The organism is Hydrogenimonas urashimensis (assembly GCF_016593255.1).
GTDB lineage: Bacteria > Campylobacterota > Campylobacteria > Campylobacterales > Hydrogenimonadaceae > Hydrogenimonas > Hydrogenimonas urashimensis.
Map to the genome: position 1 here is coordinate 1,496,932 of NZ_AP023212.1, position 13,197 is coordinate 1,510,128.

Consider the following 13,197-nt stretch of genomic DNA (forward strand, 5'->3'; position numbering starts at 1 on the left):
CTTTTTTGAACGGACTTTTTGTGCCCTATTTTAGGCCTTTTGGCCGTTTTCATCCTCATCGGCGACGCGACGCGTTTCAATCTCTTTGCGTGCCCGGGATATCAGCGTGGCGAGCGATTCGTTGTGGTGACGGATGGCGATGCCGATGCCCACCGTCACCTTTCCTATCCCATCGAACGTGTGGATGGCGATATATCTGCGGGCTTTGTCGGCGATGATGCGCGCCTGCTCCTCCGTGGCGTTGGCGATAAAAAGAAGGAATTCATCCCCTTCGTACCGGCAGAAAAGATCGTCCTGGCGGATATGGGAATCGATGATATGCGCGATCGTTTTCAGCACTTCGTCCCCCTTTTTTCGCCCGTAGGAGGTATTGATCCCTTCGAGGTTGTCTATATCGATTAGAATAAGACCGTACCGCCTGCCTATATGTCCGAGGGCGACCATGCAGCCTTGTTTGTTGTAGATGCCTGTCAGAGGATCGATAATGGCCCGGCGCGCCCTGATACGGTAAAGCTGAAGCATCAAGATCAAAAGGACCGCGACAGAGACGGTGAGAATCACCGCCATCCGGGCCACCTGGAGATTCGAGCGCAAAGACTCTGCCGCATCGCCGCCTTCCTGCAGGATGATATGATAGCCGCCATGGCTTCCCTCAATCGTCTTCAGCGGCAGAAAGCTCACGATGATGCGGCCACCCGTTTTGGAAAGCAACGAAACGGAAAATTCCCGATAAGGCTTCAAGGATGCCGTAAAACCGGCATCACGAAGGATCCGGGCGCCTTCCACCTCTGTTGATCTCATAACGAAAGCGTCGTCGATATGGCACTTGCGATACTCCCGAAGCCGCTCGCCATTGCCGCCCGCTTCGATCCCTCTCTTCTCGAATACCAGAAAGTAGTGCGTTTTGCCGCCGTGCACCTTTTCAAGAATCCGCTTCATCGGGGCGAAAGCGAAAGAGAGTTCCGCAATCCCGACAAAATCCTTTTTGTGAAAGATCGGATAGAGCCCCCTGTAAAGCCCCGACTCGAAGCCATGAAGGGGTTTGTGCTCCTGGACGATCATCGCGATCGACGTACGCTTTGCCAGCAGAGAATCGCCATATTTTTCCGGCGCATGCAGGCGCAGAAGGACCGTGCCGTCAGGCAGATAGAAATTGATATGTTTCAAACCGTGCCGATGAAGCCTCTCGTAAATCGGTCCAAAGTGCTTGAGAAGTTTTTTGCGGACTGTCACGTTGTTCTCTTCGCCGCTGTAGAGGCTAACAAGCGACGAAGCGGCATCACGGCCGAAAAGGATGGCGGCAATGGTATCTGTCGTATTTTTAAAAGATTCCAGCTCCACGGCCAGAAGCTCTTTTTCCCTCTTCAGGGTCTGCCGCGACATCTCCTCCAGCGCGTTTTTGGCGTAATAGTCGATCCCCATGTAGAGAAAGAGCCCGAGAATAATGATACCGGCGCACTTCAGCGCGGTCACGAGCCATTCGTTGTTTGTTTTTTGCATCATCTTTCTCTCTGGTTTTTCATCGCTCTTCGGGACCGACCGCCAGCGCATAGAGGACCATCGCATCCTTTCTGCCGAGCCAATCTGCCACCTCGTCGTCGTAATAGGCGCCGATACCGCTGCACCCGAGCCCAAGATAGCCGGAAGCCAGATAGACCCTATGACCCAGCAGCCCGGCTTTCTGGCAGAGCGCGCGATAGTTGCACCCGCCCGAAAGAAGAAAAAACGTGATGGCGCTGTCGGCGACAAAACTCTGCTCAAGGCAGAGATAGGCCGCTTTTTTTGCAAAATCACCTTCACGTATCAGCTTTTTGCCACTGTAGATACCTATCGGCATATCGGTGCTTCTATTGAGAACCGCATATATTTCGACAGGTTCGTCGCAATCCGAGGGAATCGGCTGTTCCAAAATCTCCGCAAGCATCTGAAACTGCGCCCTTGTCACACCTTTTCCCGCAGAAAAGGCACGCGCCGACCGCCTCTTTACGATCACCTCCCGCCACGCCTCTTTGTGAAAGGCGAATCTGGGAAATCCCGGCTCTTTTCTGCAGCCGTGCAGCGTCATCGTCTCCCTGTAGGCCCGTTCGATGAGGGGAGAGGCTTCAAACGCGCCCACCGGGTCGACCTGTTCGATACCGCTGTCGGGCACAACAGCCTCACCCTGCGTATCCGGGACTGCCGCGATGGCCGAGGAGAGGAAAAATTCCCTCTCCCTGAAGCCGAAAAAGCGGTTCAATCCTTCCAGGTCGGCCGCATAGGTGATACGGTAGGCATGCTTGTAGAGATAGCTTCCCGCCTCGATGGCCCCCAGCAGGTGGCCGGCATCGAGCAGAGTGTAGCGAAAGGCCCGGTCTTTGTATTTCCAGGCCGAGCGGTACCAGGGAGAGCTGATGAAAAAGAGCAGGCCGCGCATCGGATGCCGCAGCCGCAAAAACGGCTCCAGTCCCTCGTCTTTCCCGATGGACCGCAAGAGCACCGCCGAGGAGGAACCGACCTCGAAATGGTAGATGCCATCCTTGAAACCTTCGACCCCGCGGGCCTGAAAATAGAGTTCGTTCGGGTAGAGCGCGCCGGCGCTGGGAACGGTGCGAAGGTAGTACTCGACACCGGGGTAGCTCTTCTTGGCCGTGATGCCACCGATGTGGTAGATGAAGATGTGGGCAGGGCACTCTTTTTCGAGGCGGATACGAGGGTATCGGCGAGGATAGGACTTCATCGGCGAGGGTCGGTTTTCCCAATCAAGGCGATTGGGATGCTGGCGCACAGAGAGCCAGGAGTGCTTCGTCGATTCGTGATATTCACGGCCCAAACAGTTGTTCATGCGTCTTTTCCAGGGTCCGTTCGATTTCTCGATAGAGCGCGACATGCCCGCTTTCGATTTCATTCAGCAAAGGACGGTATTTCAGGTAGACACTCCATGTTTTGCGGGCAGGCTCCATTCGGTTCCGTTTGGCCAATTCGAAAGCGACCGATGCGTTGATAAAGCCTTTGATCAGCCTGATTTCGTCGTTTTTTTCGAAGCGTCGGGGAAACCAGACCTCCTCCAGCGCTTCATGCGCCTCATAATACTCTCCTGCGCGGATCAGTCGAATGAAGCTTCTGCACGCCTCGCCCATCATTTTCCCCTCAAACCCGCAGCGTTTTTCGCCAGTAACCGCGACCGCCCCGCAGGGAGATGCAGATTTTGTCGGGAAATTTCTTTCGAAACTCGGGCAATCGCTCTTTCGTCTCTTTGCCCGTATCGCAATAAAAGACCAGCACGGTCCCTTCCGGATAATCTTTTAGCTCGTAGGGATTGTAGAGCACCGTACCGGCCCCCTCGATCTCCTTGGCGATCGTATCGACCAGCAGCACTTTGCGTCCCCGGGCCTCCAACTCTTTTTTGGCCCGCAGAAACTCCTCCTGTGTCCATTCGTCCCTGAATTCGGCCATATCCCGAAACTCAGCGGTAATTTCCGAAATTGATGGGGAAATCGAGATCGAGCGATTTGAGGTGGGCCATCACCGCCTGAAGATCGTCCAGCGATTTCCCGCTGACGCGGATCTCGTCACCCTGGATAGCGGCCTGCACCTTGAGTTTGAGCCCCTTGATCTCTTTGACGATACGTTTGGCGTCCTCTTTGGCGATGGCGTCGACGATGGCGAAAACCGCCCGCCGTGTGCCGCCGCTGGCATCTTCACGGCTCGTCTCTTTGAGCACTTTGGGGTCAAGCCCCCGCTTGATGATCTTGCCGATAAGAATATCGATCAACGCATCGAGTTTGTTGTCGCTGGAACTGGTCACTGTGATCGTCTTGGCCTTTTCATTCAGCGTTATCTCTTTGACCAGCCCCTTGAAATCGTATCTGTTTTCCGCCTCTTTCTGTGCCTGCTGAATCGCGTTTTTGATCTCCTGCATATCCGCTTTGGCCGATATGTCGAAACTGTGCTCTTTCGCCATTTCTACTCCTTCGTCTCTCTCTTTATCTTTTCGTAATCGTCTTCCGGCCGCGACTTGGCACGCACCAGCAGAAGCTTCATGCGTTTGACCAGCTCTTCCGTCAGCTTTTTCAACTCTTCGTAATAGGCTTTCGCCCGGTCGAGATCCCCCTCTTCGAACCGCTTTTTCCCCAGCAGCTTCCCAAACAGGCCGCGTCCCTCTTTTTTGCGGGAGTAGATCTCGTATATCTTGCGGTTTTCATTATGCCAGAGTGTGTGGATTTTTTCAATCTCTTCGATCGTGGCGGTTCCGAAAAAGCGTTTGAGCCATGCCATGTTGTCGTAGAGCCATCTTCCGAAAGCGCATCGCCTCTCGTTCAGGGCCGCCCCCTCTTTGTCCACCTGCATCCCGTAAGCCATGAGCCGGCTCGTTTTGAGCTGCTCCTCATGCGAGGTGATAGCCTTTTCTATCTCTTTGAGCGCTTCATCTTTTTTCATGCCGATGCTCCAATCCAGAACCCCTCTTTGGAATTTCCGTCTGCTTCCGCAAAAGATAAGTTCTATAGTCTATTGTAATATATTTTTCATTAAAGACGATATATAGAGTGCCCTGTTTACGGGGGTTCAAACCTATTTTTAACAATTTTGTTCATAAGGTGTTAAGCGATGAAAAGACCCGAACCTATCGACGAAGAGATCGTGCTCGATCCCAAGCGCTACATTGTCAGCAAAACCGACCCGAAAGGGATCATCGAGTACGGCAACGACTACTTTGTCCAGATCTGCGGATACAAGGAGACGGAGCTGCTGGGGCAGCCCCACAGCATCATCCGCCATCCCGACATGCCCAAAATCGTCTTCAAGATGATGTGGGACCGGATCAAAAACCGGAAAAACATCTATGCGCTCGTCAAGAATCTTGCCAAAGACGGTCGCTACTACTGGGTCGTCACCGAATTCGAGACCAAGGTGGATCCGTTGAGCGACGAGATCGTCGGGTATACCGCCTTTCGGAAAGCGGCCCCCAAAAAGGCTGTCAAAGCGATCGAACCGATTTACGAAAAGCTGCTGGAAATCGAAGAGGCGGGCGGCATGGAAGCCTCCGAAAAGTACCTGCGGGGCTATCTGGAAGAGAGAGGAAAAACCTACGACGAATTTATCGACGAACTGATCGGAAACAAAGGACTTTTCAAAACCTTTTTCAAAATGATGAAGCGGATGTTCGGATAAAGCGGCGGCGAACCTTCGCCGCCGGCTTCGCAAGCGAGACGTTTTATTGCGGTTTGTGACAGAACCACCAGTCGAAGCACTCGTACTCTTTGACGCGCGTTTCGGCGGTTTCGCAGTCGGTCGCCGGCGGAATGATGACATGGTCGCCGATTAGTTCGTTGTCGGGCCAGTTGGCCGGCGTGGCGACGCCGTCGGCATCACTCTTCTGCAGCGCCTTGAGCGCGCGGACGATTTCGCCGATATTCCGTCCGATCTCCTGCGGATAGTAGAGAATGGTCCGCACCGTTCCTTCCGGATCGATGATGAAGACAGCCCGTACCGTATTGGTCCCTTTGGCCGGATGCAGCATGCCGATCTCGGCCGCCAGCGTGTCGGTGCCGGCGATGATCGGGAACTCGATCTGCACGTTAAGCTTCTCCTTGATCCACTCGACCCATTTGATATGGCTGAAGACCTGGTCGATGGAGAAGCCTACCAGCTCGGCACCCAGGGCGTCGAACTGCTCTTTGTGTTTCTGAAACGACACGAATTCGGTCGTACATACCGGCGTGAAATCGGCCGGATGGCTGAACAGCACGACCCACTTTCCTTTATAACTGATGTTACGCAGTATACACCATCATCCGTCCAACGAGAATACATGCAATGCGAGGCGAAAAGGTTCGAGCGTAGCCAAAGCTACATTCGGTTGTTTTCAACGAAGCAGTGCGTGCGTTCTCGTTGGACCCCGAAGGGGCGGTACCATCGCCGCACAATCTCCGTGTTGCGACGGCATCGGCGTAGCTTCAGCTACGCCTCACCGTGGCGCCTTGAGCTTGCACGACGTTGATGCCGCGGATGGTGGTGTATACCGCGTAACATCAGTTTATAATCTTCGGGAAATTTCATCGGTCCATGGGTGGTCTGCACCTCGATGGACGGGAATTTCTCTCCAAGCAATGGCATACTCATGGCATTCCTCCTTTTTTGATATTCGTCCGATATTTTGTGGAATCTACTGCGATTGCTTTTTATTTCATTTCTGTTTTATTCTCTGATATTACGCAAACCATGAGCAAAGCCCATGGTTTGGCGGGGACTGGCCGTCCCCTGCACCCCCCTAAAGCTACGAAATCGGAGATTTCGAGATGACGTTCCGCTTTTTGCGTAACGTCAGTTATTCTTTTCACTTTTGCGACTCTTTTTCTCTGTTTCGATCTCCTCGTCGCCGATCTTCTTGGCGCCCAGCCCCATGCCGACCAGGGCCGCGCCGTCGAAAAAGAGGCTGATGCCAACAAAAAGCCCGACCAGCACCAAGGAGCTGACGGGCCATCCCACCAGCAGAATGATGGCCAGGACGATGGAAAGGATACCGTTGGTCAGCATCAACCACCACCCTTTGTTGGGTTTGTAGTGCCAGCCCAGAGTCAGGCTCGAATAGGCGTCCATCAACAGATAGACCACCAGCAAAATCGCCGTGGCCGCCACACCCGGCAGCGGGAAGAACATCAGCAAAAAGGCGGTGATGACGGAGATCGTTGGCTTGACCCACGCTCCGATGTGCCCGCCGTAGTTCTTCCAGGTGTTGTATCCCTGCACGAGGCCGCTGAAAAGAAAGAGCCACGCCAGGAAATAGACGGTCACCACCGACATCAATGTCGGCGCCAAGAGGCCGACGAGTCCCAGCACCATCATTAAAACACCCGCGATGACGGTCTGGCCGCTATACTTTTTCAGCGTCTCCTTGTCGAACTGGAATCGCCCGATGATGGTCATTTTTCACTCTTTTTCCCGCTGACGTTCTTCGTCGCGTTCTCTTTGAATTCTTTGAGTTTTTCGATCAGCTCCTTGAAGAGCTTTTCCGCTTTGTTGGGCCCTTTCACCTCTTTTTCGATCTTCTCGATCGCCTCATCCAGCATTTTATAAGTCGTATCGCTGCTGCTGGTGTATCCCAACGCTTTGGCCACTTTCAGCTCGTTTCGGGCCGCCTCGAGATGCTTGAGAGCCTGCTCTTTGTCCTTTTTGGCCACCGTACTGGCCGCTTCGATCAGCGCCTGGGCTTTCAGCAGAGGCAGGGGAATGACGATCTGGTTCTGCACCAGCGTTCCCAGCGCCATTTCGAGTACATCGCGTGCCTCTTTCACCTTGCCCTCGTTGAGGTATTTGGCCGCCAGTTTCAATGCCTGCGGATAGGATACCAGAGGCAGATTGACGCTGATGACGTCGATTTCGCTCTGAAGAGTGTTCAAAAGGCGCCGTGCCGCCTGGACATCGCCCACCGCCAGCAGTTTCTTGACCGCCGCCAGGCTCTTTTCGATGCTCTTTGCATCACCTATGTACTCGGTGGCGACGATGGAGGAGTCGATGGGCAGCAGAGCCGGTGCATCGGGATGCTCCAGCACCACTTCCAGCTTGCCGATCGCTTTCTCAAGGTCGGCCTTCGCTTTTTTCACATTTTTCTTGTCCAGATCCACCAGAACCTGCTGGGTCAAAGCCACGGCTTCCACCGCTTCCTGAACCACTTCGAGCTGCTCGTTCTTCGCTCTTTTCTCCGCTTTCTGGACCGCATGTTTGCTGACCTGCGCGGAAGTTTCCGCCATCGCGGCCGGAGCAGCGAGCAGGGCTGCCGCCACGAGGGAAATCCATACTTTTTTCATCTGTCGCTCCTTTTTCCGGTTGGGGTTGTCAGGGCCCGTTGCATGTGGGCACCTCATCGATTTTACGTGTCGTTATTGTAGAAAAAAGAGAGGAAGGGTTCTGCTACCCAGGTATCATTTAGCAACTGATCTTACGCAAAACATGAGCAAAGCCCATGTTTTCTAAAGAAACATCCCTTCGGGACCGCCTCGCTTGTTTTGGCGGGGACTGGCCGTCCCCTGCACCCCCCTAAAGCTTCGAAATCAGAGATTTCGAGATGACGTTCCGCTTTTTGCGTAACGTCAGTTGGCAACTATTCGGAATGTTTTTTGAATCGCAGGCGGAATTTCCGGGTTTTTTGCATATTCATAAGGATGAAAGGTATCAAAAAGAGCACTTCGAGCAGAAGAGATATAATCACCACTTTCACGGTGCCGTGGGGATCGTCGGTGTAGGGTAAACCACCCGTATTCATGCCGAAAAATCCGGTTACCAGGGTCAGCGGCAGGAAAATGGCGGAGATAATGGTGAGCCAGTACATGTTGCGGTTCATCCGCTCGTCCACTTTGGCCCGGTAGAAGTCGTAGAGGTTGTCCAGTTTGTCCATCGCCGCCTTGGCCAGGTCGCGGATGCGCCCCATATGCTCCATCAAATCGGCGAAGGCGAGCGCCTGGAACCCTTCTTGCTTTTTGTGATAACGGACGAAAAGTTCGAACGCCAGGGAGGCATGGAACATAAGACGGTGAATCAGCGAAACGTCTTTTTTGTAGGCGATCCACCGGGCCATGAAATCTTTCGGAAGCGACCCGTCGTAAAGCGTCTCTTCGAGCTGCTCTATCTCGAAATGGTAGCGCTGCATATCCTTGATGAGCCTCTCGGTTTTGGTATCCAAAAACTCGTACATATCTTCCAAAGTCCCGGAGGTCTCCAGCCTTTTCGCTTTTCTGTCGAAACGGTAGCAGAGACCGTTTTCTACGACAAAAGCGTAGGAAACGATATCGAGCCCTCTCTCCGTCATTTCCGGCAGACGCAGAATCAACACGGCATAATCCTCTCCCATCTCGAAATGGGAAGGGTGGCTGGCGTTTTCGATATCTTCCAGCAGCAGCGCGTCGATTTTCATCAATACTCCTCTTCCACTTTCTCCAGCAGTTTCTTCACATCGTTGACGGCGAGTTTCTTGCGCTCGATATTGAGGATTCCCTCTTTTTTGAGCTGCTGCAGGTGGCGGTTGACCACGTGGCGCACCGTTCCAATCATTGAGGCGATCTCGTCGTGGGAGAGGTTCTGCAGCAGTCCCAGACGCCTGGCCGGATTTTTCAGGTCGAGGTTCTTCAATATCAGTTTCATCAGGCGCGTGGAAGTGTCGTAGAGCGAAAGGTCCGTCGCCAGCTCCTCGACCTGGCGCATCTGCCTGGCCAGATAGGGGAAAAAGGCGCGGTTGAAGGCCGGGTTGGTGTCGAGCCACTCCCGCACCTTGTCGATGGGGAGCTCCAGCGCCTTGACATGATCGATCGCTTCGGTCATCACCTCGTGGCGACGGCCGTCCAGCACCGTCAGCACGTCGAACATGTCGTGAGGTCCAAGCAGATAGAGTGTCTGCTCCCGATTGTTCTGGGGGTTGTAGCGATAGACCTTGATACGCCCTTCCAGCAGGATGTAAAAATGGCGCAATGTGTCGTCGGAGTCCATCGCCGGCGAGCCTTTTGGGTACTCCCGTATCACGCCGATGCGGTTGATTTGGTCGATGAGATGCCGGCTGAGGCCGTGAAAAGGTTCAAGTTTGGTCAGATGCAACACGGAAAGTCCTTCGATCGTAGAGTTGGTAGCGGTTTTTCCCGCTCTGTTTGGCCAGATACATGGCCATATCTGCGAATTTTTTCAGATCCGATGCGTTTTCGCTGTCGAGGGGGCAGCGGCTGATGCCGATACTGGCGGAGATGGCCCCGATTTTTCCCTCGGCATAGGGCTGGGAAAGGGCGTGGAGCAGTGTGCCCGCCAGACGGTCCAGGACATCCGGCGCCACACCAGGAACCAAAACCGCGAATTCGTCACCTCCGAGCCGAAATACGGAAAGATCGTTTCGTGAAGCGAATCTTTCAAGGCGTCCGGCCACCTCTTTGAGCACCCGGTCGCCCACACCGTGGCCAAAACGGTCGTTAACCTGCTTGAATCCGTCCAGGTCGATGAACATCATGGCAAAAGGGGTGCGTAACGCCAAAGATTCACGCAGCCGGCTGTCGAAGGCGAAGCGGTTCCCGAGTTCGGTCAGGCTGTCATGCATCGCGTTGTACTCCATGTTGTTCAAAATCGCCTTGAGCTGAAGCCGGTTGCGTTCGATCCGATAGATAAGCCGCAGCATGAAAAGGGGCAGTATCAGGGTGGCAAGGGCAAGATAGAGCATAAAGATTGTATGGGTGTGCCAGTAGGGGACGAAGAGATAGAGACCCGCCAGTGCCATCAGGACAAAACCCATGGCGACATAAAGATATTTCGGACCGAACCGCATCCCGTTGCCCAGAATGACCCAGATATAAAGAAGGCTGAAAAGAAATCCCGTCTCTTTCAATGTCGCGACCAGGAGTGAAGTGACGGCGATATCGAGGAAAATGACAAAGATTTTTCTGGCCCGACGAAACCGCTCGGGTGCGTTGGCCAGCAGTCGAAAGTGTACAAAAGCCAGAACGATGTACAGAACGATACCGCTCCAGAAAGGATGAAGCGCAATCTTGCGTTCCGGGGTAAGCCAGGCAAGAATCGGTACGAGAATGACGATAAAAAGAAGACGTGTAACCGCCTGACGCCGCTCTTCGCTGTATTCGTTTTCGGTTTCCGCCGTATCACCCGTTTTAGGAAGCGGCGGTGGGAGAGTGTACTTGTTTTTTCTCATGGAGCGGTCTTCAGAAGTCGAGCCCGAAACTGCCGAAGCTGCCCATGGTGGGATCCATATGCCCCATCTGCGTGCTTTTTGTCCTCAGCATCAGGATGTCGCTTTTCGGATCGATCCCCTGGGGACAGACGGCTGTGCATTCACCGCAGAGGGTGCAATCCCAGACGCCGTTTTGCTGGATGGCGTCGATTTTGCTTTTGGCATCGCCCTCCCGGGGATCGGCCACATAGCGCCATGCCCGTGTCAGGGCGAAGGGGCCGGCGAAGAGGGGGAGGGTCTCGAAAACGGGGCAGGCGCTGTAGCAGGAGTGGCAGAGAATGCAGTCGCTCTGCACTTCGGTACGCTTCTCTTCTTCGGGCGTCACGACCGCATCCGCAACCGGTGCCTCCAGCCACGCCTTGACGCGCCTGAGGGTGTCAAATCCCCCGTTCTGGTCGGTTACGAGATCCTTGATGACCGGTGCGAAACGCAGCGGCTCCACCAGATCCCCCTCTTTGGGTTTGTAGGCGCACGCCAGCACTTCACGCCCGTTGACCCGAACGGCGCAGCTGCCGCAGACACAGCTTCGGCAGCCCGACCGGAAGGTCAGTGTGGGATCTTTTTGGGTTTTGATAAAAGTGAGCGCCTCCAGCAGCGTCTGTCCCTCCTCGACGGCCCACTCCTGCACCACCTCCGAGGGTTTGCGGGCAGCGTGAAAGCGCCGGATGCGTATGGTAATCATTTCAAATCCCCTTCGTAATCATCCTCGCAGCAGTTGCCGCCCGCTTCGTACTCCTCTTCCCACGGCCGCAGCTCTCTTTCGACCGTCTCGATCAGCTGCTCCACCTCTTCGAGCCTCTTTTCCGCTTCGTCCAACTCCTTTTCGAGCCTCTCCGCCGTAATCTCGTCCCGTTTCCCGTTTCCGATTTCCCGTTTTTCGTTCATTCCATTCCCTCAAATTCATTGCAGAGCGTTTCCGCTTCCTTCCATGAAAGCGAATGAACGCCCGCAAACTTTTCGTCATCTTCTGCGGGATAGTCCTCCCGCTGATGGGCCCCACGCGATTCATTGCGGCTGATCATGCATACCAGTGCCGCTTCGGCAAGCTCCACCATGTTGCCGAATTCGATGAATTCGATCAGGTTCGTATTGTATTCACGGCTCTTGTCGGCGATGCCCATGAACGGCAGTTCTCTTTGCATCTGCCGAATCGCCGACAAGACCCCTTTGAGCCCCATTTCGTCACGTACGATGCCGGCGTTGCGATAGAAAATCTTACCCATGAAGTCGCGTTTTTCGTAAAAGTCGATCTGATTCGTAAAGTGGGGAACCGCCGCGACGAAGGCACGGTCTTTTTCAAACTGCGCACTCCCTTTCGGTGTCGCCTCGCCGTTTTGGCGCGCGAATGTTACGGCATTCTCACCCGCTTCGCGTCCGAACACGATCGTCTCCAGCAGCGAATTGCCTCCCAGTCTGTTGGCACCATGCACGCGGGCGTTGGCACACTCTCCCGCTGCGAAGAGCCCTTTGACCTTCGTCATATGCCCCCTATCGACGTCGATGCCTCCCATCGTGTAATGGGCCACCGGTTTGATCGGAATCAGGTCGGTGACGGGGTCGACACCTTCGTAGAGTTTCGCGAGCTTCCTCTCCTGGGGAAGATTCTCTTCGATGAAAGCCTCTCCCAGATGGCGGATATCCAGAAACACAACTTCACCGCTCTCGAGTTGTTCCCAGATCGCTTTGGCGATCTCGTCCCGCGTCTTGAGTTCGTCGACGAAACGCTCCCCCCTGGAGTTGAGCAGCTTTCCGCCCGCGCCTCTGGCGCTTTCACTAATGAGGATACCGCTGCGTTTTAGAGCGGTTGGATGGAACTGGACGAACTCCAGATCGCTCAAAATACAACCTGCCCGGATCGCCGCCGCCACGCCGTCTCCGGTGGTGGCGGTGGAGTTGGTCGTGAATCCCCGGTAGAGCCCCGCGTATCCGCCGCTGGCGATGACAACACTTTTGGCCCCCAGCGCCTTCACCTCACCGCTTCGCATTTCGATCGCCGTGACACCCAGCACCCGGTTCTCCTCGACGATGAAGTTGAGAAGATAGTACTCGTCCAGGAACTCGATTCCCCTTTTGAGGGCACTGTCGTAGAGGGTGTGAAGGATTTTGAGTCCCGTATAGTCCTGGGCGTAGCATGCCCGCTTGCCGCTGGCACCTCCGAGTCTGCGCTGGGCCACTTTTCCGTTTTCAAGACGGCTGAAGGGAGTCCCGAGTCCGTCGAGCCACGCGATCGCTTCGGGTGCTTTTTCGCAAAGACGGCGGACCATCGCCTCTTCCGCCAGCGTGTGGGCCGAGCGCATCGTGTCCGCGATGTGCGCTTCCACGCTGTCGGGCGCCACATGGCCAAGGGCCGCGTTGATGCCGCCCTGGGCCATCGAAGTCTGGGAGCGGGTAGGCCGCATCTTTCCGAGCACGGCCACTTTCGCACCGCTCTCATGCGCCGCCAGGGCCGCCGAGAGTCCGGCACTTCCGCCGCCGACAATCAAAACATCCATTGTTTTCACTCC

General features: G+C 54.8%; 16 protein-coding genes. 1 reads left to right on the forward strand and 15 read right to left on the reverse strand.

Annotated elements, in window-relative coordinates; translation table 11 throughout:
- Positions 1 to 30 precede the first annotated feature (30 nt).
- From JMG82_RS07710 to JMG82_RS07735, 6 genes are read right to left on the reverse strand one after another with little or no spacing between them, the layout of a single operon-like run.
- Positions 31 to 1,503, reverse strand: coding sequence for a sensor domain-containing diguanylate cyclase (locus tag JMG82_RS07710; RefSeq protein WP_201352126.1), 1,473 nt, complete (start codon positions 1,501 to 1,503; stop codon positions 31 to 33).
- A 16-nt stretch (positions 1,504 to 1,519) separates the two neighbouring features.
- Positions 1,520 to 2,821, reverse strand: a complete 1,302-nt coding sequence (locus JMG82_RS07715; RefSeq protein WP_201352127.1) for a nitroreductase family protein — start codon at positions 2,819 to 2,821, stop codon at positions 1,520 to 1,522.
- On the reverse strand, positions 2,799 to 3,119 hold the full coding sequence (locus JMG82_RS07720) for a DUF309 domain-containing protein (protein ID WP_201352128.1): 321 nt from the start codon (positions 3,117 to 3,119) through the stop codon (positions 2,799 to 2,801). Before JMG82_RS07720 ends, JMG82_RS07715 begins: the two co-directional genes overlap by 23 nt.
- Before the next feature lie 7 nt (positions 3,120 to 3,126).
- The gene (locus tag JMG82_RS07725) at positions 3,127 to 3,432 is read right to left on the reverse strand and encodes a hypothetical protein (protein ID WP_201352129.1); all 306 of its coding nucleotides are present in this window, start codon (positions 3,430 to 3,432) and stop codon (positions 3,127 to 3,129) included.
- Positions 3,433 to 3,442: 10 nt separating this feature from the next.
- Positions 3,443 to 3,940 carry a YajQ family cyclic di-GMP-binding protein gene (locus tag JMG82_RS07730; protein WP_201352130.1) on the reverse strand — a complete coding sequence of 166 codons (498 nt, stop codon included), beginning with the start codon at positions 3,938 to 3,940 and terminating at the stop codon, positions 3,443 to 3,445.
- 2 nt (positions 3,941 to 3,942) lie between these two features.
- Entirely contained in the window at positions 3,943 to 4,416 is a 474-nt protein-coding gene (locus JMG82_RS07735) for a CZB domain-containing protein (protein WP_201352131.1), read from the reverse strand.
- A gap of 168 nt (positions 4,417 to 4,584) precedes the next feature.
- Here JMG82_RS07735 and JMG82_RS07740 point away from each other — a divergent pair, with 168 nt between their 5' ends.
- Positions 4,585 to 5,148 (forward strand): PAS domain-containing protein, encoded by a 564-nt coding sequence (locus JMG82_RS07740; protein WP_201352132.1) that lies wholly within the window; start codon positions 4,585 to 4,587, stop codon positions 5,146 to 5,148.
- A 43-nt stretch (positions 5,149 to 5,191) separates the two neighbouring features.
- On the opposite strand, the gene JMG82_RS07745 is transcribed toward JMG82_RS07740, so the two are convergent.
- The 9 genes from JMG82_RS07745 to JMG82_RS07785 all read right to left on the reverse strand — a co-directional run bounded on the left by JMG82_RS07745 (position 5,192) and on the right by JMG82_RS07785 (position 13,185).
- Positions 5,192 to 5,761, reverse strand: a complete 570-nt coding sequence (locus JMG82_RS07745) for a peroxiredoxin (RefSeq protein WP_346727056.1) — start codon at positions 5,759 to 5,761, stop codon at positions 5,192 to 5,194.
- A 539-nt stretch (positions 5,762 to 6,300) separates the two neighbouring features.
- Positions 6,301 to 6,903: an HdeD family acid-resistance protein gene (locus JMG82_RS07750; protein WP_201352134.1), complete on the reverse strand. Its 603-nt coding sequence runs from the start codon at positions 6,901 to 6,903 to the stop codon at positions 6,301 to 6,303.
- A complete protein-coding gene (locus tag JMG82_RS07755; protein WP_201352135.1) occupies positions 6,900 to 7,784 on the reverse strand; it encodes a YfdX family protein in 885 nt (294 codons plus the stop codon). The genes JMG82_RS07750 and JMG82_RS07755 overlap by 4 nt, the downstream gene beginning before the upstream one ends.
- Positions 7,785 to 8,077: 293 nt before the next feature.
- Positions 8,078 to 8,887 carry a CorA family divalent cation transporter gene (locus JMG82_RS07760; RefSeq protein ID WP_201352136.1) on the reverse strand — a complete coding sequence of 270 codons (810 nt, stop codon included), beginning with the start codon at positions 8,885 to 8,887 and terminating at the stop codon, positions 8,078 to 8,080.
- Complete coding sequence (locus JMG82_RS07765; RefSeq protein ID WP_201352137.1) at positions 8,887 to 9,564, reverse strand: Crp/Fnr family transcriptional regulator; 678 nt, start codon at positions 9,562 to 9,564, stop codon at positions 8,887 to 8,889. Before JMG82_RS07765 ends, JMG82_RS07760 begins: the two co-directional genes overlap by 1 nt.
- Positions 9,542 to 10,654: a GGDEF domain-containing protein gene (locus tag JMG82_RS07770; protein ID WP_201352138.1), complete on the reverse strand. Its 1,113-nt coding sequence runs from the start codon at positions 10,652 to 10,654 to the stop codon at positions 9,542 to 9,544. Before JMG82_RS07770 ends, JMG82_RS07765 begins: the two co-directional genes overlap by 23 nt.
- Before the next feature lie 10 nt (positions 10,655 to 10,664).
- Positions 10,665 to 11,375 carry a succinate dehydrogenase/fumarate reductase iron-sulfur subunit gene (locus JMG82_RS07775; RefSeq protein WP_201352139.1) on the reverse strand — a complete coding sequence of 237 codons (711 nt, stop codon included), beginning with the start codon at positions 11,373 to 11,375 and terminating at the stop codon, positions 10,665 to 10,667.
- Entirely contained in the window at positions 11,372 to 11,578 is a 207-nt protein-coding gene (locus JMG82_RS07780; RefSeq protein ID WP_201352140.1) for a hypothetical protein, read from the reverse strand. Before JMG82_RS07780 ends, JMG82_RS07775 begins: the two co-directional genes overlap by 4 nt.
- Positions 11,575 to 13,185: an FAD-dependent oxidoreductase gene (locus tag JMG82_RS07785; RefSeq protein ID WP_201352141.1), complete on the reverse strand. Its 1,611-nt coding sequence runs from the start codon at positions 13,183 to 13,185 to the stop codon at positions 11,575 to 11,577. Before JMG82_RS07785 ends, JMG82_RS07780 begins: the two co-directional genes overlap by 4 nt.
- Between the last annotated feature and the right edge of the window lie 12 nt (positions 13,186 to 13,197).

What these genes read in the sequence shown, in the direction of transcription:
- JMG82_RS07755 (WP_201352135.1), bottom strand. Translation starts at nt 7,784, where the DNA reads ATGAAAAAAGTATGGATTTCCCTCGTGGCGGCAGCCCTGCTCGCTGCT.
- JMG82_RS07760 (WP_201352136.1), bottom strand. Translation starts at nt 8,887, where the DNA reads ATGAAAATCGACGCGCTGCTGCTGGAAGATATCGAAAACGCCAGCCAC.
- JMG82_RS07785 (WP_201352141.1), bottom strand. Translation starts at nt 13,185, where the DNA reads ATGGATGTTTTGATTGTCGGCGGCGGAAGTGCCGGACTCTCGGCGGCC.
- JMG82_RS07775 (WP_201352139.1), bottom strand. Translation starts at nt 11,375, where the DNA reads ATGATTACCATACGCATCCGGCGCTTTCACGCTGCCCGCAAACCCTCG.
- JMG82_RS07780 (WP_201352140.1), bottom strand. Translation starts at nt 11,578, where the DNA reads ATGAACGAAAAACGGGAAATCGGAAACGGGAAACGGGACGAGATTACG.
- JMG82_RS07740 (WP_201352132.1), top strand. Translation starts at nt 4,585, where the DNA reads ATGAAAAGACCCGAACCTATCGACGAAGAGATCGTGCTCGATCCCAAG.
- JMG82_RS07735 (WP_201352131.1), bottom strand. Translation starts at nt 4,416, where the DNA reads ATGAAAAAAGATGAAGCGCTCAAAGAGATAGAAAAGGCTATCACCTCG.
- JMG82_RS07770 (WP_201352138.1), bottom strand. Translation starts at nt 10,654, where the DNA reads ATGAGAAAAAACAAGTACACTCTCCCACCGCCGCTTCCTAAAACGGGT.
- JMG82_RS07725 (WP_201352129.1), bottom strand. Translation starts at nt 3,432, where the DNA reads ATGGCCGAATTCAGGGACGAATGGACACAGGAGGAGTTTCTGCGGGCC.
- JMG82_RS07750 (WP_201352134.1), bottom strand. Translation starts at nt 6,903, where the DNA reads ATGACCATCATCGGGCGATTCCAGTTCGACAAGGAGACGCTGAAAAAG.
- JMG82_RS07710 (WP_201352126.1), bottom strand. Translation starts at nt 1,503, where the DNA reads ATGATGCAAAAAACAAACAACGAATGGCTCGTGACCGCGCTGAAGTGC.
- JMG82_RS07715 (WP_201352127.1), bottom strand. Translation starts at nt 2,821, where the DNA reads ATGAACAACTGTTTGGGCCGTGAATATCACGAATCGACGAAGCACTCC.
- JMG82_RS07730 (WP_201352130.1), bottom strand. Translation starts at nt 3,940, where the DNA reads ATGGCGAAAGAGCACAGTTTCGACATATCGGCCAAAGCGGATATGCAG.
- JMG82_RS07720 (WP_201352128.1), bottom strand. Translation starts at nt 3,119, where the DNA reads ATGATGGGCGAGGCGTGCAGAAGCTTCATTCGACTGATCCGCGCAGGA.